This is a genomic window from Streptomyces sp. NBC_01006 (assembly GCF_045162725.1).
Taxonomy (GTDB): domain Bacteria; phylum Actinomycetota; class Actinomycetes; order Streptomycetales; family Streptomycetaceae; genus Streptomyces.
This window is the reverse complement of sequence record NZ_CP108700.1, coordinates 3,621,349-3,640,226: the sequence shown is the minus strand read 5'-3', so window position 1 is coordinate 3,640,226 and position 18,878 is coordinate 3,621,349. Positions and strand designations below refer to the sequence as shown.

The 18,878-nt window shown below is 71.0% G+C and carries 21 protein-coding genes; 12 read left to right on the top strand and 9 right to left on the bottom strand.

The features are described 5' to 3' along the window. Window positions 1-58 precede the first annotated feature (58 nt). The 3 genes from OG509_RS16445 (at window position 59) to OG509_RS16435 (ending at window position 5,101) form a co-directional block, all read left to right on the top strand. Window positions 59-1,798 carry an amidohydrolase family protein gene (locus tag OG509_RS16445; RefSeq protein WP_406183299.1) on the top strand — a complete coding sequence of 580 codons (1,740 nt, stop codon included), beginning with the start codon at window positions 59-61 and terminating at the stop codon, window positions 1,796-1,798. Continuing rightward, on the top strand, window positions 1,795-3,267 hold the full coding sequence (locus OG509_RS16440) for an aldehyde dehydrogenase family protein (RefSeq protein WP_406183298.1): 1,473 nt from the start codon (window positions 1,795-1,797) through the stop codon (window positions 3,265-3,267). The genes OG509_RS16445 and OG509_RS16440 overlap by 4 nt, the downstream gene beginning before the upstream one ends. A 253-nt stretch (window positions 3,268-3,520) precedes the next feature. Continuing rightward, window positions 3,521-5,101 (top strand): APC family permease, encoded by a 1,581-nt coding sequence (locus OG509_RS16435; RefSeq protein ID WP_406183297.1) that lies wholly within the window; start codon window positions 3,521-3,523, stop codon window positions 5,099-5,101. 88 nt (window positions 5,102-5,189) lie between these two features. Here OG509_RS16435 and OG509_RS16430 read toward each other — a convergent pair whose 3' ends face one another. Then, window positions 5,190-5,531, bottom strand: a complete 342-nt coding sequence (locus OG509_RS16430; RefSeq protein ID WP_406183296.1) for a helix-turn-helix domain-containing protein — start codon at window positions 5,529-5,531, stop codon at window positions 5,190-5,192. Continuing rightward, window positions 5,528-5,899, bottom strand: a complete 372-nt coding sequence (locus OG509_RS16425; RefSeq protein WP_406183295.1) for a type II toxin-antitoxin system RelE/ParE family toxin — start codon at window positions 5,897-5,899, stop codon at window positions 5,528-5,530. The genes OG509_RS16430 and OG509_RS16425 overlap by 4 nt, the downstream gene beginning before the upstream one ends. Window positions 5,900-6,039: 140 nt before the next feature. Between OG509_RS16425 and OG509_RS16420 the strand changes: the two genes are divergently transcribed. From OG509_RS16420 to OG509_RS16410, 3 genes are all read left to right on the top strand, one after another. Further along, window positions 6,040-6,333: a hypothetical protein gene (locus OG509_RS16420; protein ID WP_406183294.1), complete on the top strand. Its 294-nt coding sequence runs from the start codon at window positions 6,040-6,042 to the stop codon at window positions 6,331-6,333. A gap of 33 nt (window positions 6,334-6,366) precedes the next feature. Beyond that, on the top strand, window positions 6,367-6,927 hold the full coding sequence (locus tag OG509_RS16415) for a hypothetical protein (RefSeq protein ID WP_406183293.1): 561 nt from the start codon (window positions 6,367-6,369) through the stop codon (window positions 6,925-6,927). A 77-nt stretch (window positions 6,928-7,004) separates the two neighbouring features. Beyond that, window positions 7,005-8,096 (top strand): hypothetical protein, encoded by a 1,092-nt coding sequence (locus tag OG509_RS16410; protein ID WP_406183292.1) that lies wholly within the window; start codon window positions 7,005-7,007, stop codon window positions 8,094-8,096. A 285-nt stretch (window positions 8,097-8,381) separates the two neighbouring features. Here OG509_RS16410 and OG509_RS16405 read toward each other — a convergent pair whose 3' ends face one another. Then, window positions 8,382-8,627 (bottom strand): DUF397 domain-containing protein, encoded by a 246-nt coding sequence (locus OG509_RS16405; RefSeq protein ID WP_406183291.1) that lies wholly within the window; start codon window positions 8,625-8,627, stop codon window positions 8,382-8,384. Continuing rightward, complete coding sequence (locus OG509_RS16400) at window positions 8,624-9,460, bottom strand: helix-turn-helix domain-containing protein (RefSeq protein WP_406187599.1); 837 nt, start codon at window positions 9,458-9,460, stop codon at window positions 8,624-8,626. Before OG509_RS16400 ends, OG509_RS16405 begins: the two co-directional genes overlap by 4 nt. 127 nt (window positions 9,461-9,587) lie before the next feature. On the opposite strand from OG509_RS16400, the gene OG509_RS16395 reads away from it, so the two are divergent. The 5 genes from OG509_RS16395 (at window position 9,588) to OG509_RS16375 (ending at window position 11,643) form a co-directional block, all read left to right on the top strand. Further along, complete coding sequence (locus OG509_RS16395) at window positions 9,588-10,019, top strand: ATP-binding protein (protein ID WP_406183290.1); 432 nt, start codon at window positions 9,588-9,590, stop codon at window positions 10,017-10,019. 36 nt (window positions 10,020-10,055) lie between these two features. After that, window positions 10,056-10,535 (top strand): hypothetical protein, encoded by a 480-nt coding sequence (locus tag OG509_RS16390; protein ID WP_385582661.1) that lies wholly within the window; start codon window positions 10,056-10,058, stop codon window positions 10,533-10,535. Continuing rightward, on the top strand, window positions 10,532-10,837 hold the full coding sequence (locus OG509_RS16385; RefSeq protein WP_406187598.1) for a hypothetical protein: 306 nt from the start codon (window positions 10,532-10,534) through the stop codon (window positions 10,835-10,837). The genes OG509_RS16390 and OG509_RS16385 overlap by 4 nt, the downstream gene beginning before the upstream one ends. A 159-nt stretch (window positions 10,838-10,996) precedes the next feature. After that, a complete protein-coding gene (locus tag OG509_RS16380; RefSeq protein ID WP_406183289.1) occupies window positions 10,997-11,242 on the top strand; it encodes a type II toxin-antitoxin system VapB family antitoxin in 246 nt (81 codons plus the stop codon). Next, window positions 11,239-11,643 (top strand): PIN domain nuclease, encoded by a 405-nt coding sequence (locus OG509_RS16375; protein WP_406183288.1) that lies wholly within the window; start codon window positions 11,239-11,241, stop codon window positions 11,641-11,643. The genes OG509_RS16380 and OG509_RS16375 overlap by 4 nt, the downstream gene beginning before the upstream one ends. A 32-nt stretch (window positions 11,644-11,675) precedes the next feature. Here OG509_RS16375 and OG509_RS16370 read toward each other — a convergent pair whose 3' ends face one another. The 4 genes from OG509_RS16370 to OG509_RS16355 form a co-directional block, all read right to left on the bottom strand. Beyond that, entirely contained in the window at window positions 11,676-12,161 is a 486-nt protein-coding gene (locus OG509_RS16370) for a hypothetical protein (protein ID WP_406183287.1), read from the bottom strand. Further along, entirely contained in the window at window positions 12,158-12,418 is a 261-nt protein-coding gene (locus OG509_RS16365) for a hypothetical protein (RefSeq protein WP_406183286.1), read from the bottom strand. Before OG509_RS16365 ends, OG509_RS16370 begins: the two co-directional genes overlap by 4 nt. A gap of 60 nt (window positions 12,419-12,478) precedes the next feature. Then, window positions 12,479-13,339: a TIGR03619 family F420-dependent LLM class oxidoreductase gene (locus OG509_RS16360; RefSeq protein ID WP_406183285.1), complete on the bottom strand. Its 861-nt coding sequence runs from the start codon at window positions 13,337-13,339 to the stop codon at window positions 12,479-12,481. A gap of 73 nt (window positions 13,340-13,412) precedes the next feature. Beyond that, window positions 13,413-14,843: an ADP-ribosylglycohydrolase family protein gene (locus OG509_RS16355; RefSeq protein WP_406183284.1), complete on the bottom strand. Its 1,431-nt coding sequence runs from the start codon at window positions 14,841-14,843 to the stop codon at window positions 13,413-13,415. 254 nt (window positions 14,844-15,097) lie between these two features. Here OG509_RS16355 and OG509_RS16350 point away from each other — a divergent pair, with 254 nt between their 5' ends. Further along, the gene (locus OG509_RS16350) at window positions 15,098-16,228 is read left to right on the top strand and encodes a tyrosine-protein phosphatase (protein ID WP_406183283.1); all 1,131 of its coding nucleotides are present in this window, start codon (window positions 15,098-15,100) and stop codon (window positions 16,226-16,228) included. A gap of 68 nt (window positions 16,229-16,296) precedes the next feature. Here the strand turns inward: OG509_RS16350 and OG509_RS16345 are convergent, their stop codons facing one another. Further along, window positions 16,297-18,858 carry a bifunctional FO biosynthesis protein CofGH gene (locus OG509_RS16345; RefSeq protein WP_406183282.1) on the bottom strand — a complete coding sequence of 854 codons (2,562 nt, stop codon included), beginning with the start codon at window positions 18,856-18,858 and terminating at the stop codon, window positions 16,297-16,299. Window positions 18,859-18,878 lie beyond the last annotated feature (20 nt).

The following is an 18,878-nucleotide window of genomic DNA, read 5'->3' as shown; positions in this document are numbered from 1 at the left end:
AGATCCGGCCCCGCAGGCGGCACCGCCGCCGGCGGGGCTGACAGCGTGAAGGGACGTCATGCTCGACCACCTGATCAAGGGCGCCACCGTCGTGGACGGCACCGGCGCCCCCGCCCGCGCGGCGGACGTCGGCCTGCGCGACGGGCGGATCGCCGTCATCGCCGAGCCGGGCACGCTCACGGAGGAGGCCCGGACCACCGAGGACGCCACCGGGCTCGTCCTGTGCCCCGGCTTCGTCGACCCCCACACGCACTACGACGCCCAGCTCTTCTGGGACCCGTACGCGACCCCCTCCATGAACCACGGCGTCACCACCGTCGCCGGCGGCAACTGCGGGTTCACCCTCGCCCCGCTGCACCCCGACCGCCCCGAGGACGCCGACTACACCCGCCGCATGATGAGCAAGGTCGAGGGCATGGCCCTCAAGGCCCTGGAGGAAGGCGTCGACTGGACCTGGTCCGGCTTCGGCGAGTACCTCGACGCCCTGGAGGGCCGGATCGCCGTCAACGCCGGCTTCATGGTCGGCCACTGCGCGCTGCGCCGGCACGTCATGGGCGCCGACGCGGTCGGCGGACAGCCCACCCCCGAGCAGATGCAGCAGATGCTCGACCTCTTCCACGACGCCATGGACGCCGGCGCCTGGGGCCTGTCCACCACCCAGTCCGCCACCCACTCCGACGGGGACGGCGCCCCCGTCGCCTCCCGCCACGCCAAGCCCGCCGAGCTCCTCGCGCTGTCGAAGGCCGTCGCCGAACACGAGGGCACCCAGCTCGAAGCGATCGTCGCGGGCTGCCTCGACCAGTTCGCCGACGAGGAGATCGACCTCTTCGTAGAGATGAGCGCCGCCGCCGGCCGCCCCCTGAACTGGAACGTCCTCACCATCGACGCCGCCGTCCCCGAACGGGTCCCGCGCCAGCTCATACCGAGCGAGCGCGCCCGCAAGGCCGGCGGCCGCATCGTCGCGCTGACCATGCCGATCCTCACCCCCATGAACATGTCGCTCGGCACCTTCTGCGCGCTGAACCTGATCCCGGGCTGGGGCGAGGTCCTCGCCCTGCCCGTACCCGAGCGGATCGCGAAGCTGCGCGACGCCGGCGTGCGGGCGCAGATGCTGCGCCGCGCCGACAGCAAGGAGGCCGGGGTCTTCCGGCGCCTGGCCGACTTCGGCCGCTACGTCATCGGGGACACGTACAGCAAGGAGAACGAGGGCCTGTCCGGCCGGGTCGTGAACGACATCGCCGCCGAGCGGGGCCAGGACCCCTTCCAGTGCCTGGTCGAGATCTGCGCCAACGACGAACTGCGTACGGTGCTCTGGCCCATGCCCACCGACAACGACCCGGCGAGCTGGGCCCTGCGCGCCGAGACCTGGCAGCACGAGGACGTCATGCTCGGCGGCTCCGACGCCGGCGCGCACCTGGACCGCATGTGCGGGGCCCCGTACACGACCCGCTTCCTCGGGGACTGCCTGCGCGGCCGCAAGCTGGTGCCGCTGGAGCAGGCGGTGAAGATGCTCACCGACGACCCGGCGCAGCTGTTCGGGCTGCGCGAACGCGGCCGGATCGCCGAGGGGTTCCACGCGGACCTGGTGCTCTTCGACCCGGAGCGGATCGAGGCCGGGCCCGCGACGCTCGTCCACGACCTGCCCGGCGACAGCCCGCGGCTGGACGCCCGCGCGATCGGGATCGCGTCCGTACGCGTCAACGGCGTGGAGACCATCCGCGACGACCAGGTCACGGGGGCGATCCCCGGGATCGTGCTCCGCTCGGGCCGAGACACGAGGACGGTGAGCACCCGTTGAGCGAGCCCCGGCAGCAGAAGCTCTACATCGGCGGAGAGTGGGTCGAGCCCGCCGGCGGGCACTACGACGTGGTCAACCCGGCGGACGAAACGGTGGTCGGGCTCGCGCCCGAGGCCTCGCGCGCCCAGGTCGAGGAGGCGGCGCGCGCGGCGGCGGAGGCCTTCGAGACCTGGTCCCGTACGGCTCCCGAGGCGCGTGCGGCCGTCCTGGACCGGGCCGCGGACATCATGCAGCGCGAGTACGAGCCGTGGTCGGCCCTCGCCCGGGCCGAGACGGGCGCGCCGACCGGGATCGCGCGCGGGATGCAGGTCGGGGTCGGGGTCGCGCGCTTCAGGCGGTACGCGAAGGGCGCACTCGAACCGGTGGAGCGCGGGCTGGCGCCGCAGGTCACCGAGGCCGGGCCGATGGGGAAGGCGAGCATCCTGGGGGCGCTGGAGGTGCGCCAGCCGGTCGGCGTGGTCACCTGCATCACCTCGTACAACAACCCGTGGGCGAACCCGGCGGGCAAGGTGGCCCCGGCGCTGGCCATGGGCAACACGGTCGTGGTGAAGCCGGCCCCGCAGGATCCGCTGTCGGTGTTCAAGATGGCCGAGGCCCTGCACGAGGCGGGCGCCCCGGCCGGCGTGGTGAACGTGGTCTGCGGTGCCTCGGTCGAGGTCGGCGAGGCGGCGGTGGACTCCCCGTACGTGGACATGGTGTCCTTCACCGGCTCCACGGGCGTCGGGCAGCGCATCGCGGAGGTCTGCGGCCGTTCGATGAAGCGGCAGCTGATGGAGCTCGGCGGCAAGGGCGCGGCGATCGTCTTCGAGGACGCCGACCTGGACGCGGCGGTGATGGGGATCGGCACCACCTTCTCCTTCTACTCCGGCCAGATCTGCACGGCTCCGACCCGGGTGATCGTGCACCGGTCGGTGTACGAGCGGCTGGTGGAGAAGCTGACCGGCTACCTGGCCTTCATGAAGGTCGGCGACCCGGCGGTGGCGGGCACGGTGGTGGGCCCGGTGATCTCGGCGGCGCACCGGGACCGGGTGGAGTCGTACGTCGAGCTCGGCCGCAAGGAGGGCGCGCGGATCGCCTACGGCGGCGAGCGGCCGGTGGTCGGGGACGGCCGCGGTTTCTACGTGGCGCCGACGCTGCTGGTGGACTGCACGAACGACATGCGGGTGGTCCGGGAGGAGATCTTCGGCCCGGTGGTCGTGGTCGTGCCCTTCGACGGCGATGAGGAAGAAGCGGTCCGGCTGGCGAACGACAGCGATTTCGGGCTGCTGAGCTACGTGTGGTCCGGGGACGCGGCGCGCGCCTTCCGGGTGGCGCGGCGGCTGCGGGCGGGCGGGGTCGGCGTGAACACGATCGGCCGGAACATGGAGGCCCCGTTCGGCGGCTTCAAGCGTTCGGGGGTCGGCCGGGACGTGGGCTCGTACGCGCTGCACGCGTACAGCGAGATGCAGTCGATCGTCTGGACGACCTGAGACGGCCTGAGACGACCTGAGACGCGGGTCACACGGGAAAGTTCAAAGTGGCACAAAAGGGGTACACCTGCGGTTTCCGCATTCCGGAACACGGTGTCCGCCCCCTGTTACACAGGGGGCGGACGCGTATGTGAACCTTGAATTGCATGCCAGTTAACGGCGACAACCTCGGTAATCCAAGGTGTTCCCGCCGGTAGCGGGTCGGACTCAATCCCTCCGGATATGGAAACCGCAGCCTCTAACGTCCTGACCCATGACACAGCTGGACGTGCGGCCTCGGGTCGGAGACACGGTGAACGGCGTCGCCGGCGGCGAGGGCGGTGAAGCCGGCGACGACGTACGCGGCAAGGGCCTCGGCAAGGGCTCCGTGGGCCTGGTGGGCAGCGCCGTCATCGGCATCTCCACCGTCGCCCCCGTCTACTGCCTGACCTCGACCCTCGGCTCCACCGCCGGTGAGGTCGGCGTCCAGATGCCGGCGGTCTTCCTGGCCGGCTTCCTGCCGATGCTGCTCGTGGCCTTCGCGTACCGCGAGCTCAACAAGGCCGTACCGGACTGCGGAACCTCCTTCACCTGGACCGTCAAGGCCTTCGGCCCGCGGATCGGCTGGATGTGCGGCTGGGGCCTCGTGATCGCCACGATCATCGTGCTCTCCAACCTGGCCGGCGTCGCCACGTCCTACTTCTGGCTGCTCGCGGGCGAGATCACGAACAACCCGTCGATCGCGGCCCTGGACGACGACAAACTCGTCCACATCGCCACCTGTCTCACCCTGATCGCCGCCGCGACCGCCATCAGCTACCGCGGCATGACCGCCACCAAGGGCGTCCAGTACACCCTGGTCGCACTCCAGCTCGCGGTCCTCGCCATCTTCGTCGCGATGGCCTTCCAGAAGGCCTCGGCCGGCAGCTTCGACACCGGCCTGGACTTCTCCTGGCAGTGGATGAACCCCTTCGCGGTCGAGTCCATGGGCGCCTTCACCGCCGGACTATCCCTCTCGATCTTCATGTACTGGGGCTGGGACGCCTGCCTGGCCACCAACGAGGAGACCACCGGCTCCGCCAAGACCCCCGGCCGCGCCTCGCTCATCGCGATGGTCGTCCTGGTCGGCTCGTACCTGGCCACCGGCATCGCCGCCCAGATGGCCGTCGGCTCCGGCACCGCCGGCCTCGGCCTCGGCAACCCGGAGACCTCCGGCAACGTCTTCGCCGCCCTCGCCGGCCCGGTCATGGGCCCGATGCTCGGCATCCTGCTCTTCGTCGCGGTCCTCGCCTCGGCGACCGCCTCGCTCCAGACCACGTTCATCCCGGTCGCCCGCACGGTCCTCGCCATGTCCACGTACGAGGCCCTGCCGGCCTCCTACGCCAAGGTCCACCCGCGCTTCAAGACCCCGGGCCGCGCCACCGTCATGGCGGGCGTCGCGACGGGCGCGTTCTACACCGTGATGACCCTGGTCAGCGAGAACGTCCTGACCGACACGATCTTCGCGCTCGGCCTGATGATCTGCTTCTACTACTCGCTGACGGCCTTCGCCTGCGCCTGGTACTTCCGAGGCGAGCTGCGCCGCTCCACCCGGGACCTGTTCTTCAAGGGCGTCTTCCCGGTCCTCGGCGGCCTCCTGCTCGCCGCCGTCTTCCTCAAGACCCTGATCGACATGTGGAACCCGTCGTACGGCTCCGGCTCCACCGTCCTCGGAGTCGGCAGCGTCTTCGTCATCGGCGTCGGCCTCCTGGCCCTCGGCCTGGTGATCATGCTGGTCACGGAACGCCGCAGCCCGGCCTTCTTCCGCGGCGAGATCCTGACAAAGTCCACTCCGGCCCTGGTGGTCCAGGGCTGACCCTGCCCCACACTGAGGTCGTCCCCCCCGCGGCCCGGACCGATCCCCCCGATCCGGGCCGCGGACCCAAGGAACGCGGACCGGCGGCTCAGCCCAAGACGTACTGCTCGTCGCCGAACTCGGCAACGATCTTCAGCTTGCCGCCGAGTGCCCGCACATAGGCGGCGAGGGTCTCGACCTCGCTGCGTTCGAGCTCGCCGCTCTCGATCCTGGAGACGCGCGCCTGAGTGACCCCCATGGCTTCCGCGACCTGGACCTGCGTGGCATGCTGCCGCTTGCGAACCTCGGCCAGGCGGTGCGCGCGGACAGCGGCGACCATCTGCGCTGCGCCCCGGTCGATCTCGGCCTTCTCGGCGGGGGAGAAGGCGAACTCCTCGACGAGATCGTCCCAGCGGGCGGCCTTGGAAGGTCGGTCGGGTGTCTGGCTCACTGCGGGTCCTCCTCCAGCTGTGTCACGTAATCCTCGTACGCCGCCTCGGCCTGCGGGATCGCAACGCGGTACCAACCCTGCCACTCCCCGGCTTTGTCCCCGCCGACAAGGAACACGGCGCGGCGCAACGGGTCGAAGACGAACAGCAGCCTGACTTCGCTGCCTCCGGCAGAGCCGGGGCGCAGCTCTTTCAGGTTGGCCAGCCGGGACCCCTTGACGGTGTCCACAAGGGGGCGGCCTGTAGCAGGGCCTTCCCGCTGCAGGGCAGTGATGGCCTTGCTGATCTGAATGAGCGTGGGCCGGTCGTGCTGGCGCAGCTGGTGCAGCCACGACAGAACAGGCTCCACGATGATCACTTCCCAGTCCATGGACCGACGATCCCCTTCCAGTATGACGGGTGTGGCATATTACGCAAGCGTCATACCGGGGGAGCGTGGAAAGCTTGGACGGTCACCCCAAAGGGGGGCCCGGTGGTGACCCGGGGTGGCGGCGGGTCGTTGGGTACTGCATGAACGTCATGAAGCGCCGCCTCGCCGCCCTGGTCCTCACCAGCGGCGCCGCCTTCGCCCTGAGTCCCCTCGCCGCCCACGCAGACACGAAGGGCCCCACCATCGAGGGGCAGCCCGTGACCAAGCGCATCACCGAAATCGCCAACCACCCCGGCCAGGCGGTGGACGACACGAAGACGGCCCTGGCCGTGACCACCTCCGCCGCCGGCTCCGCCACCCACGCCACCGACACTTCCCTCGCGGGCGCGGGCAACGCCTTCGACGGGCTCCCGAAGACCCCGTCGGTGCGCTGACAGCGGCCCGTCGCGGCGGGCCCTCAGGGGAAGTTGATCGTAGAGCAGGCCATGATCCTGTGGCTGCTCAACACCTTCAGCACGTTCACCCTCGGCGTCCTCCTCGTCGGCGGCTTCGTCGCCCTCGCCGTGGCCGGCAGCCTCGCCGCCCGCCGCCGCTTCCCGCACCTGGCGGGCGGCGAGCACAACGAGATGGTCGGCGTCGCCCTCGGCATGTTCGGCGCGATCTACGGCATCATCCTCGCCTTCGTCGTCGTCACGCTCTGGACCCAGCTGGAGAACACCCAGACCGTCGTCGCCACCGAGGCCACCGACCTCGCCCTCGTCGTACGCAGCGCCGAGGCCTTCCCGCCGGTCGAACGCACCCGCGTGGAGCGGGCGGTGGGCGACTACGTACACGCCGTCGTCGACGTCCAGTGGCCGATGATGCGGGAAGGCCGGCCCAGCTACGACGCGACCTCCGAGCAGACGCACCAGCTCTACCAGGCGCTCCAGGCGTACGAGCCCACCGGCGCCCGCAGCGAGACCTTCTACGGGGAGGCCGCCGGCCGCCTCAACGACGTCGCGGCGCTGGCCCAGTTCTGGCCGCGGTAGACGGCGTGGCCGAGTGCCTCCGATCGGCCACCACGATCCGGCCGCCGGTTGTAATCTCGGCCACCCAGGAGGTGCGCATGCCAGAGAACTCTGCCCCACCACCGGGATTACCGGAGCCGTCGGAGCCGTCGGAATCACCTGAGCCACCGGAGCCACCGGAACCATCCGGAGGTGCGCCGGAAAGTCCGGACCCGCAGGCGGACCCGCCCGCCCCCGCGCAGGCATCGGGCGACGGCGCCCGGTGGAGACGCTTCCTGCCGCTGGGCGACGGGAACTTCACCGCCACGTACATCGTCGCCCCGGTGCTGGTGGCGGCCATCGGACTGGGGATAGCCGCCGGCTTCGGTTGGATCGGCGACCTGTTCAAGGACGAGAAACCGCCCCTGTACGTATCGGGTACCCGATCGCCCCTGGCCGCCGTCACCACCATGCCGGCCACTCAGCCGTCCGCAGCCTCCTCGCCGCCCGCGGCCGCGGCGGCTGCCCCTTCGCCGACGCCTTCGGCCGTGCCGTCGGCCGGGCAGCCGGAGGCGGAGAAGCAGGGCATCACGTATCAGCAGGAGTACCTGTGCCCGTGGCAGGCGTGGGTGGTGAACAAGCCGCCCAGCGCCTTCGGGACGCTTCCCGTGGGGAAGGACAATCGGCCCGATCCCGCCCTCATCAACGAGCGCACCGCCGCGGACCCGGGCATCACGCACCTGGTCATCGATGTGCAGCCCGTCGACAGCAGGCCGATGCTGGTCAAGGAACTCCGCGTCAAGATCCTCAAGCGGCGCCCGGCGCCTGCCGCCACCACGGCGACACTGGTCGGCCTGCAGAACGGACAGTGCGGGGAGGGCCCGGCGACCTTGGAAGCCGCGGCCGACCTCGACGGGACGGCCGATTTCGCCACCGTGAGGGTGACGGAGGGCGATTCGCTGCCCCAGGAACTGGTGGACGGCAGAACGCTCCACATCGACCTCAGGGTCCGCACCCGCGCCTGTGACTGCGTTTGGGTCCCGGAGATCGTCTGGGGGCAGGACGGCGAGGTACACAGGACGGAGTTCCGAATCGACGGAAAGGACTTCCACACCGCCGCCACCACGGGACTCCAGCGCAGGGCCTGGACGATGGACCTGAACACGATGGCCTGGTCGGAAACGACCTTCGACGAGTCGATCCTCAAATAGGGGCTGGGTGGGGGCTTCGGGGGCGGGACTTCGCGGCTCGGGGTCGGGTGAGGTCGACCGGGATGCCGGGGTCGGGCTCCCCTGGTTCGGGGTCGGTGGTGTGTCCGGGGGCGTCCCGTCAGTCTTATGGCATTCCGGGGCGGGCCGGGCAGTCAAGGGTGGAGCGTAGCGACATCGCGAAGCGACGCGAACGAAGTGAGCGCCCTTGACGGGCCGGACCGCACCGGAAGGACAGTGGACTGTCGGGAAACCCCCGGACTCCCTCTGATGCCGTCCGGCCGGAGCTCAGGCTCCGGTGACCCCGCTCAGGAATGCCGTCCAGGTCGCGGGGTGTACGGCCAGCTCCGGGCTCGCGGTCAGCTTCGAGTCCCGGACGTGGACGGCGTCGGCGCATGCGGCGACCTCGACGCAGCTGTCGCCCTGACTACCGCTGTACGTCGACTTGTGCCAGGAGAGGGCGACCTCCACGCAGTCGTCGCCCTGGCTTCCGCTGTAGCTGCTCTTGAACCATCGCAACGGGGAGCTGTTCACAGGGATCCTCGCATTCGCATCAACAGGCCCACGCTGTCAGCAGGATTGAGGGCCTGGATACGAAGTTTGGCATACCGCTGATGGAGGAGGCTGATGTCTTTTGGGCATGAGATGACGAGGCCTGACTGCTGTCCCTCGCTGTAGCCCAGCCACTCGTTGTCGTCGGTTTCCAGGAGTTGGAAGGGGCCATCGGTGCCCGCGTGAAACGGCTGGATCGTCGGCATGATCTGGATGTCGACGTTGGGCAGCTTCGCGCACTCCAGCAGGTGGTCGATCTGTTCGCGTGTGACATCCGGTCCGCCGGTCTGCCGTTCGATCACCGCCTGCTCGATGATGAAGCTGAAAGCGATGTACGGGGTTCGGTGGAGAAGCTTCTGTCGGTCGGCGCGGGCCGCTATGCGCGCCTCCGCCTCGGCCGACGTGGCCAGCGGAGGGACGTTGTCGATCTGGGCGCGGCCGTAGGCCTCTGTCTGTAACAGTCCGGGAATCGACCGGCACTCATACGTATTGAGCGCGACGGCGACGTCCTCCAACTCCGCCCACCTCGTGAACCACTTCGCCAGACCTCGCTTCCGATTCAGCCGATTCGCGGCGATGAGGATGACGCCGAAGGCGTCCAGGGCCTCCTCCGACCGGTTCACGAACTTCACCGACGGGTGTCGTCGGCCCTGCTCGACCGAGCCGACGTACTGGACCGAGTACCGGACTCGCTCGGCCAGTTGCTCCTGCGTGAGTTCCGCGCGTTTGCGGAAGGCCTTTACGGTTGCCCCGAAGTTCCGCAGGTCGCTGTCCGGCTCGGCCTCGCCGTCACCGCTGTCCTCATGGCTCGCCATCGCGGTCACCTCCCGGACGCCAGGTTCACGGGCGGTGACCGCTACTGTCCAGATCGTGAACTCGTACAGATGAAAAGTAGCGGTCGACTTTCTGGGAACTGCCCCGCTCACCCGGCACGTTGCTCCCATGACCGCACCCTCGGGCTCCGCCCAGACTCTCGTACGCGTGTTCACTCAGCGTTTCAGCAGCACCCGGCGGGGTGCCCGCCTCGCGCGGTGTCTCGCCATGGTCGAGCTGCACGACTGGGGGATCCCGCACCGCACCCCGCTCTCCGAGGACGCGGAGCGGATCGTCGCCGAGTTCACCGCCAACGCCGTCATCCACGGGCACGCCGCCGGCCGGGACTTCGAGCTCAGGCTGACGCTCCTCGGGGGCGTGCTCCGGATCGAGGTGTCCGACGCCCGCCGGGAGCGGCGGCCCGCGCTGCAGCCGCACGCGTACCAGGCCGAGGGCGGCTACGGCCTGCGGATCGTCGATGCCGTCGCCGCCGACTGGGGGGTCACGGACCGCGTGATCGGCAAGACGGTCTGGGCCGAGCTGCGCACCTCTTCCGGGTGATGGCGGTCTCGTTAGTTTCGAAGTAACTTCAAAGTTATGGCCACCGAGAACGCTGCCGTGAACTTCTCCGAACTGGTGAACAAGAACAAGCAGACCCTTGCCCGGCTCAAGGAATCGCCGCGTCTGCTGCTGCATCGCAGAGATGGTGAGGACCTCGTCCTCACCACCGCCGCGCGGGCCGAGCAGGACCAGACTGTGGTGTCGGCCGCCACCCGAATGCTGGTCGCGATGGCGCGGCGGGAGCCAGGCAGTATGGAGCTGCTCCTCGACATACTGCCGGACGCGTTTCCTTGGGTCCGTTTCCTGCCCGAGTCCGACGTCCACGCGTTCGCCGTCGAGCTCGTGGACACCATGCGCGCCGCCGATTCCCTCGGCAACAGTGCGTCTGTCGCGCAGATGCTCACCGCGTGGCAGCATACGGCCGAGGTCTACTCCGACCCCGAACTCCTGGCCGCGCTGACCCGGGATCATGACGCCGACTACGGCCCGGTACCCGACCCGCGAGCGTGCGCATGACCGCCGGTCGTGGTGACCGTGCCGCACCGCCTGCACCTCTGGGCCAGTGGGAAGTGCGCTTCGCCGATGCGGCGTCGGCCAAGGGCTGGGAGAGCCTGACCCAGCAGGCCTGCGAGAACACATACCGCGCCTGGATCCTCATGCGCACGGATCCCATGCCGCTCGCCGAGCAGACCTGCGAACAGTGGCAGATCGAAGTGACCGGTGGCGGACGAATCTGGTACCTCGTGGACATGGCCCGCGACACCTGTTGGATCACGGTCGCCGGCACCGGGCACCCGCGGGCCACCGATTCCCGGTGAACGGGCAGGGTTCGCTCAGGCCCGCCGGCCCGGGGCCTCGGCGGCCTGATCGTGGACGGCAGCCATGGGCCGCGTGATCGGCAAGACGGTCTGGGCCGAGCTCGGGCGACGGTGATATCTTTTTTGGGAATCGTATATACGCCCAGCCTGGAGGCCGTGATGTCCCGAACGGTGATCGACCTGGACGACGAAGCCCTGGCGGAAGCCGCCCGGCACCTCGGCACCACGACCAAGCGGGACACCGTGAACGCCGCTCTGCGGGAGATCGCCGATCGACGCCGCAGAGCAGCGGCGGTGGAGCGGATGCGGCAGATGGTGGTCGATGGCGAGATCGACTTCTCCGGCATCGAGGGCGGCGACGACGCGGGCGGCGTGCCCGAGCCGGGACGGCGATCGGCCGCGTGAGCGAGAGCTTCCTGATCGACACGAGCGCGCTCATCCGTTTCTACCGCCGGCAGGCCGCTCCCGCATGGGACGAGGTGGTCACCTCGGGAGTGGTGGGGCTGTGCGAACCGGTTCGCCAGGAGTTCCTGCGTGCCGTCGGGGGTCGCCCGGCCTACTACGAGGCCGATGGTCTGCTTCGGGAGACCTTTCCGTACTTCGTGGCCCGCGACTCCGTGTGGGAGGAGACCGCGGCACTCCAGCAGAGGATGGCCGACGAGGGCTGCCACCAGTGCGCGAGCCCGGTCGACCTGCTCGTCGCCGTCACCGCGCAGCATCACAAACTGACCGTCCTCCACCAAGACGCGGACTTCGAGACCATCACCCGCATCACGGGGCAGCCCGTGCGGCGCATCGCGGACTGAGAGCGCCGCCGCTCGCATGCGTGCCGCCGACTTCAGGGGCGCCAGCGGGGAGCTGTGTCGTCCGGGTGGTCCGGGCTCGCGAAGTGGAAGGGGACTCCCAGGTGGTCGGCGAGGGCCGTGCCGGAGCGGGTGGCCACCGCGGCGGCCGTGCCCCGGTAGACGGTGGCCAGCTGGTGTTCCCCGGCCGGGGCGTCGGTGACGGCCAGCAGGACCACGAACCAGTCGTGGACCGTGTCCCCGTCCCATACGGCCTCGATCGCCACCACGCGCCCGGGGAATCCGGCGGCGCGGGCCGTCAGGGAGTCGAGGTCGACCGGGGAGTCGGGGGTGCGGGCCACCCGGTCGCCGAAGTGCTCGTAGCGGGCGCCGACCAGGTCCTGGGTCTCCTTGAGGCCGAGCCCCGAAGCGCGGCCGGCCTCCCAGACCGCCCGGACCGCGTACATGTACCGGTCCTGGAGGACGTACCCGTCGGCCTGTTCGCGGACGCCGGCCGGGAGGCTCTCCCAGTGGATGCTCATGCGGACCCGTCCGGGACGCCGTCCGGGACGAAGACGCTGACCCGGTAGGACGTCGGGTGGGTGAGGCGGCCGCAGAACTGGTCGATCCGGAGGGTCTCGGGGTCGGTGACCTCGCCGTCGGCGATGAGGCGGTGGATGTACTCCTTCATCTCCGCGTGCTCCTGCGTCGAGAACAGCGGTTCCCAGTGGCCGGGGACGGCCTTCGCCCGGCGGTGGGCGCGTTCCCGGCTCCGTTTGCGCTTCTGCTGGCCCGGCATGTGGATCAGCCCCCTTTCGGGGGCCATCGTCGGGCCGGGTGCGCGCCCTCGTCGAACGATTTACAGGTACTGCGCCATGTCGTCCAGTACGCGCAGGATCTCGGGCTCCTGCGCCGGCGGGAGCTGGACGACGACCTCCTCGATGCCGAGGTCCGCGTAGTGGGCGAGCTTGCCCGGGTTCGGGTGGACCGCGTACGGGACCACCTGGAGGTTCTTCGGGTCGCGGCCCGCGGTCTCCCAGACCTGGCGCAGCACCGGCAGGGATTCGGTGAGGCCGCCCCCGCCGATGGGGAGCCAGCCGTCGGCGTGGTCGGCGATGGCCGCGAAGAGCTTCGGGCCGGCCGAGCCGCCGATCAGGGTGCGGGGGCCGTGGAGGAGGTGGCCGGAGCCGAGTTCGCGCGGGGGCAGGGCCGGCTTGGGGTGGGCCATGCTGGGCTGTACGGAGGAGAACTCGCCGACGTACGCGGTGGGTTCCGGGGCCCACAGGGCGCGCATCAGGGCCATCCGGTCCCGGACCAGCTCGCGGCGGGTGCGCCACTCGACGCCGTGGTCGGAGGCTTCCTCGACGTTCCAGCCGTACCCGATCCCGAGGGTGAAGCGGCCGCCGGAGAGGTGGTCCAGCGTGGCGATCTGCTTCGCGAGGGCGATGGGGTCGTGCTGGGTGACGAGGGTGATGCCGGTACCGAGGGCGAGCCGCTCGGTGACGGCGGCGGCCTGGCCGAGGGCGACGAAGGGGTCGAGGGTGCGTCCGTACATCTCGGGGAGTTCGCCGCCCATGGGGGCGGCGGTGTCGCGGCCGACCGGGATGTGCGTGTGCTCGGGGAGGTAGAGCCCGGCGAACCCGCGCTCCTCAAGGGCGCGGGCGAGGCGGACGGGGGAGACGGTCTGGTCGGTCAGGAAGACGGTCGTGGCGATCCGCATGGTTGGGGGCACCTCCGTGGCTCTTCGGTGGAGGGCCACGCTACGGCCTGCGCGTCGGATTGTTGAGGGGGCGTCAGTCGTTGCCGACGGGATAACGGGTCTGCCAGCCGGGGGAGGAGACCTTCGGGCCGTGCAGGGAGGGGCCCTGGGTCATTTCGAGGGCGAAGTCGTCGGCGAGTTCCAGCAGGGCGGCCCGGCCTTCGAGGTCGGCGAGCCAGGCGCCCGGGAGGGCGGTCTCGCCGTGCAGGGCGCCGAGCAGGGCCCCGCAGAGGGCGCCGGCGGCGGTGGAGTCGCCGCCGTGGTTGACGGCGAGGCGCAGGCCGTGCGGGATGTCTTCGGCGACGAGCGCGCAGTAGACGGCGACGGCGAGGGCCTGTTCGGCGCGGTGGCCGTCGCCCCCGGCCTCGCCGGGGGCAAGGGCCAGGGCGGCGACGGAGTCGGCGGAGGGCGGGCCCTGCGGGACGGCCGCGAGCGCCCGCTGGAGGGCGTCGGTGACGGCCTGGTGGCCCGGGCGGGCGCCGAGCAGGCCGAGGGCGCGCTGGACGGCCGCGTCGAGGGAGTCGCCGCGGGTCAGGCCGTGGACGATGACGGCGAAGGCACCGGCGGTGAGGTAGGCGGCGGGGTGGCCGTGGCTCTGCGCCGCGCACTCGGTGGAGAGCTGGAGGACCAGGCCGGGCTCCCAGCCGACCAGCAGGCCGAAGGGGGCGGAGCGGGCGGCGGCCGCCGCGTTGCGGGCGGTGGGGTTCTTCGGCTGGTCGAGGGTGCCGAGGGCGTCGTCGGCGAAGCCGGTCAGGCAGGCGCGGTCGGGGCCGCGGCGGACGTAGAGCCACTCCTGCTGTGCGAGCCAGCCGTTGTCCAGGCGGCGCTCGTCGGGGCCCCAGTCGTGCTGGGTGGCGGCCCAGCGCAGGTACGCGCGGTGGATGTCGGTCGGCGGGTGCCAGGCGCCGGTGTCCCGGCGTACGTGGGCACGGATCAGCCCGTCGACGGTGAACAGGGTGAGCTGGGTGGCGGCGGTGACCGTGCCGCGGGGTCCGTACGGGCCGGGGGCGGGTCCGGTCAGGCCCTGTGGGCCGTGGGCTTCGCGGATGGCGTCGAGGGGGAGCTTGGCCACGGGGGCCGCGAGGGCGTCGCCGACGGCGCAGCCGAGGAGCGCGCCGCGGACGCGGCTGCGGAAGTCCTGCTGCTCGGCCCGGCCCCAGAGCCCGGCGAATGTGGCCCGCCCCCCGAGCGTCCCGCCGGGAGCGCGGCCGCTCACGGCCTCGGGGCCGCGCCCGACGCGGGCCGCGATCCCGGCCGCGGCCGCTGCCCCGCCCACGACTCGGGCCGCGCCCGCGGCTCCGGCTCCGGCTCCGGTGCCGGTGCCGGCTCCGGTGCCGTCCCCGGCCCGGACTCCGGGCTCGACGCCGAGCCCGGTCCCGGGGCCGCTCCCGGTGCCGGTCCCGTTCCCGAGCCCGGTCCCGGTGCCGGCCGGTATCGAGTGCTTCTCGGTCGTCGTGTCGTCCATCGCGATCCCCCTGCCCCGCCCCGGCATGCTCTGGCGCGCACTGTAATGGACACGTCTGATCGAATCCGGAACCAGGGCGTCCAGCAGGCCGTATGCGCGCGGAGAACGGCTGGAATCCGTACCGCGTTCCCCTGACATCTCGTTCACATCCGGTCCGAAACGGCCGACAGATGCCCAGGTGGTGCCCCTTGATCGACAAGTGGCACGTTTTGCCACTCGCCTTGGAGCCGGTCGGTTCAGGCCATGTCTCGTTCATGCAGAGTTCTCCGGCGGCCAACAGCCTCAAGGGCATGAAGAAGGCACTCCTCGCCGCGACCGCCGTCGCCTCCGCGCTCACCGCTTTCCTGGTCGCAGCCCCCGCCGCCACCGCCGCCTCGGCCTCCACCGGTTGGGACCTCCCCTGGACCGGCCACCACCACAGCCGCACCTCCATACCCTTCACCGAGGCCACCGTCACCGCCGGCGCCGACGGCCGGTTCACGCTGAAGTGGAACGCCCCGGGCACCAAGCGGGTCGAGATCAAGGCGAACGGCAAGGTCGTCGCCAAGGGTGGCGCCCAGGGCACCGCCGTCGTGTCGGGGCTGCCCGCCGCCGACCGCCAGTGGTTCGACTTCAAGCCCGACCGCGGCGAGGGCCTGCGCCTCGCCGACCGCCTCATCAAGCTCGACGGAGCGGTCAACTTCCGCGACGCGGGCGGCTACCGCACCACCACCGGCCAGTGGGTCAAGATGGGCGAGGTCTACCGCTCCGACGCCCTCAACAGGCTGACCGCCGTCGACCTGGCCAAGCTCCAGCGCCTGCGCGTCAAGAACGTCTTCGACCTCCGCATGGAGAGCGAGCGCACCACCGACCCCGACAAGGTCCCGGCCGGTGCCAAGTACACCGTCGCCGACGTCTTCGCGGGCTCCGGCTCCTTCCAGACCCTGCCGAAGTCCCCCGACGAGGCCGTCAAGGCCATGGTCGACGCCGAAAAGGCGATGGTCAGCGGCGAGGGCGGCAAGAAGGCGTACAGCCAGGTCTTCGAGGGCCTGGAGCGCGACCGCGACCGCGCCGTCCTCTTCCACTGCACCGCCGGCAAGGACCGTACGGGCTGGGCGAATGCCAGCCTGCTGACCGCCCTCGGCGTGCCGAGCGACACCGTCATGGCCGACTACCTGGCCAGCAACGACTACCGCAAGGCCGCCAACGACGCCGTCCTGTCGCACCTGCCGGCCCCGCAGGCCGCCGTCTACAAGCCGATGCTCGACGTGCGCGCCGAGTACCTGAACTCCGGCTACGACGAGGTCAAGGCGAAGTACGGCACCTTCGACCGCTACCTGAAGGACGGGCTCGGCATCGACGCCCGCGAACTGAAGCAGCTCAAGAAGGACCTCCTCGTCGGCTGAGCCGATCCGAGCGGGAAGAGGGCCCGGCCGGGATCACCCCCGACCGGGCCCTTCCCCCACCCCCACTCCTACTCCAGGACCGGCAGCAGCTCCGGAAGGTGCCCGTCCGAGGCGCGTGCCGCCTCCTGGCGCTCCTGCGGCACCTCCCCGTACAGCGTCGTACGGGCCTTCGCGGGCCGGCCCGCGGCCTCCGCGACCGCGATGAGGTCCCGTACGGACTTGTACGAGCCGTAACTCGATCCGGCCATCCGGGAGATGGTCTCCTCCATCAGCGTGCCGCCGAGGTCGTTGGCCCCCGACCGCAGCATCTCGGCCGCGCCCTCCGCGCCCAGCTTCACCCAGCTCGTCTGGATGTTGGTGATGTGCGGGTGCAGCAGGATCCTGGCCATCGCCGTCACCGCGCGGTTGTCGCGGACCGTCGGACCGGGCCGGGCGATGCCCGCCAGGTACACCGGCGCGTTGGTGTGGATGAACGGCAGTGTCACGAACTCCGTGAAGCCGCCAGTCTGTTGCTGGATCCGGGCGAGCGTACGGAAGTGCCCGAGCCAGTGCCGCGGCTGGTCCACGTGCCCGTACATCATGGTCGACGAGGACCGGATGCCCAGCTCGTGCGCCGTCGTGATCACGTCGATCCAGTCCGCCGTCGGCAGCTTGCCCTTGGTCAGCACCCAGCGGACCTCGTCGTCCAGGATCTCCGCCGCCGTGCCCGGGATGGAGTCCAGCCCAACCTCCTTGGCGGCCGTCAGCCACTCCCGTACGGACATCCCCGTCCGCGTGGCCCCGTTGACGACCTCCATCGGCGAGAACGCGTGCACGTGCATCCCCGGCACCCGCTTCTTCACCGCCCGCGCGATGTCGAAGTACGCCGTCCCCGGCAGGTCGGGGTGGATGCCGCCCTGCATGCACACCTCGACCGCGCCCACGTCCCACGCCTGCTGCGCCCGGTCGGCGACCTGGTCCAGCGACAGCGTGTACGCGTCGGCGTCCGTACGGCGCTGCGCGAACGCGCAGAAGCGGCAGCCGGTGTAGCAGACGTTCGTGAAGTTGATGTTCCGCGTGACGATGTACGTGACGTCGTCGCCCACCACCGACTTGCGCAGGTCGTCCGCGATCCGGCACAGCGCGTCCAGCGCCGGGCCGTCCGCGTGCAGCAGCGCCAGCGCCTGCGCGTCGGTCAGCCGCGTCGGATCGTCGGCGGCCTGCGCGAGCGCCGCCCGCACGTCGGTGTCGATGCGCTCGGGGACCATGCCGGGGGCCGCCGCCTCGCGCAGCGCCTCCCAGTCCCCGTAGACGTGGTCGAAGTCCTCGCGCCGGTCGGAGGTCCGGCCCTCGGTGTCGATGCTGGCGTGCAGATCGGTGCGACCGTACGAGCCGAACCCTTCGTCCGGCTCCTGCCAGGGACGGCCGACGACCTCGGCGTCCGGGTTCGCGAGACCCGTCTCGGGATCGGCCAGGGCCCGTACGTGCGGCAGCAGCCGCGGGTCCAGCCACGGCTCGCCGCGCTGCACGAACTCCGGGTACACGCAGAGCCGCTCGCGCAGCTCGAAGCCGGCCGCAGCGGACTGCTCGGCCAGTACGTCGATCTGCGGCCAGGGCCGCTCGGGGTTCACGTGGTCGGGGGTCAGCGGCGAGACGCCGCCCCAGTCGTCGATGCCGGCCCGGATCAGCCGCGCGTACTCCCCGTCGACCAGGTTGGGCGGCGCCTGCAGGCAGCCGGAGGGGCCCATGATGTGCCGGGCGACGGCGACCGTGGCGACGAGGTCGTCCAGCTCGGCATCGGGCATGCCGCGCATCGCCGTGTCCGGCTTGGCGCGGAAGTTCTGGATGATCAGCTCCTGCACGCCGTGGTACGAGCGCGCGACCCGGCGCAGCGCGAACAGCGACTCCGCCCGCTCCTCGTACGTCTCCCCGATCCCGATGAGCAGCCCGGAGGTGAAGGGCACGGAGGACCGTCCGGCGTCCTCCAGCACCCGCAGGCGTACGGCCGGCTCCTTGTCGGGGGAGCCGAAGTGGGGGCCGCCGGGTTCGGACCACAGGCGGGTGGCCGTGGTCTCCAGCATCATGCCCATCGAGGGCGCGACGGGCTTGAGCCGCTGGAAGTCGGCCCACGACATCACACCCGGGTTCAGATGGGGCAGCAGCCCCGTCTCCTCCAGGATCAGGATCGAGATGGCCCGTACGTAGGAGATCGTGTCGCTGTAGCCCTGGGCCTCCAGCCACTCCCGCGCCTCGGGCCAGCGGTCCTCGGGCTTGTCGCCGAGCGTGATGAGCGCTTCCTTGCAGCCCAGCGCGGCGCCCCGGCGGGCGATGTCGAGCACCTCGTCGGGGGACATGTACATCCCGTGGCCGGCCCGGCGGAGCTTGCCGGGGACGGTGGCGAAGGTGCAGTAGTGGCATTTGTCGCGGCACAGGCGGGTCAGCGGGATGAACACGCTCTTCGAGTACGTGATGACGCCGGGCCGCCCGGCGGCCGCGAGGCCGGCGTCGCGGACCCGGGCGGCGGAGGCGGCGAGGTCTTCGAGGTCCTCGCCGCGCGCCTGGAGGAGCACGGCCGCCTCGGCCGCGTCGAGCGCGACGCCGTCGCGGGCCCGGCGGAGCGCCCTGCGCATCGCGTTGTCGGTCGGAGTCATGCGGTGAGCATACGATCCGA

What these genes read in the sequence shown, in the direction of transcription:
- OG509_RS16445 (WP_406183299.1), top strand. Translation starts at nt 59, where the DNA reads ATGCTCGACCACCTGATCAAGGGCGCCACCGTCGTGGACGGCACCGGC.
- OG509_RS16435 (WP_406183297.1), top strand. Translation starts at nt 3,521, where the DNA reads ATGACACAGCTGGACGTGCGGCCTCGGGTCGGAGACACGGTGAACGGC.
- OG509_RS16425 (WP_406183295.1), bottom strand. Translation starts at nt 5,899, where the DNA reads ATGGACTGGGAAGTGATCATCGTGGAGCCTGTTCTGTCGTGGCTGCAC.
- OG509_RS16420 (WP_406183294.1), top strand. Translation starts at nt 6,040, where the DNA reads ATGAACGTCATGAAGCGCCGCCTCGCCGCCCTGGTCCTCACCAGCGGC.
- OG509_RS16410 (WP_406183292.1), top strand. Translation starts at nt 7,005, where the DNA reads ATGCCAGAGAACTCTGCCCCACCACCGGGATTACCGGAGCCGTCGGAG.
- OG509_RS16400 (WP_406187599.1), bottom strand. Translation starts at nt 9,460, where the DNA reads ATGGCGAGCCATGAGGACAGCGGTGACGGCGAGGCCGAGCCGGACAGC.
- OG509_RS16395 (WP_406183290.1), top strand. Translation starts at nt 9,588, where the DNA reads ATGACCGCACCCTCGGGCTCCGCCCAGACTCTCGTACGCGTGTTCACT.
- OG509_RS16390 (WP_385582661.1), top strand. Translation starts at nt 10,056, where the DNA reads ATGGCCACCGAGAACGCTGCCGTGAACTTCTCCGAACTGGTGAACAAG.
- OG509_RS16385 (WP_406187598.1), top strand. Translation starts at nt 10,532, where the DNA reads ATGACCGCCGGTCGTGGTGACCGTGCCGCACCGCCTGCACCTCTGGGC.
- OG509_RS16380 (WP_406183289.1), top strand. Translation starts at nt 10,997, where the DNA reads ATGTCCCGAACGGTGATCGACCTGGACGACGAAGCCCTGGCGGAAGCC.
- OG509_RS16370 (WP_406183287.1), bottom strand. Translation starts at nt 12,161, where the DNA reads ATGAGCATCCACTGGGAGAGCCTCCCGGCCGGCGTCCGCGAACAGGCC.
- OG509_RS16365 (WP_406183286.1), bottom strand. Translation starts at nt 12,418, where the DNA reads ATGCCGGGCCAGCAGAAGCGCAAACGGAGCCGGGAACGCGCCCACCGC.
- OG509_RS16360 (WP_406183285.1), bottom strand. Translation starts at nt 13,339, where the DNA reads ATGCGGATCGCCACGACCGTCTTCCTGACCGACCAGACCGTCTCCCCC.
- OG509_RS16355 (WP_406183284.1), bottom strand. Translation starts at nt 14,843, where the DNA reads ATGGACGACACGACGACCGAGAAGCACTCGATACCGGCCGGCACCGGG.
- OG509_RS16350 (WP_406183283.1), top strand. Translation starts at nt 15,098, where the DNA reads ATGCAGAGTTCTCCGGCGGCCAACAGCCTCAAGGGCATGAAGAAGGCA.
- OG509_RS16345 (WP_406183282.1), bottom strand. Translation starts at nt 18,858, where the DNA reads ATGACTCCGACCGACAACGCGATGCGCAGGGCGCTCCGCCGGGCCCGC.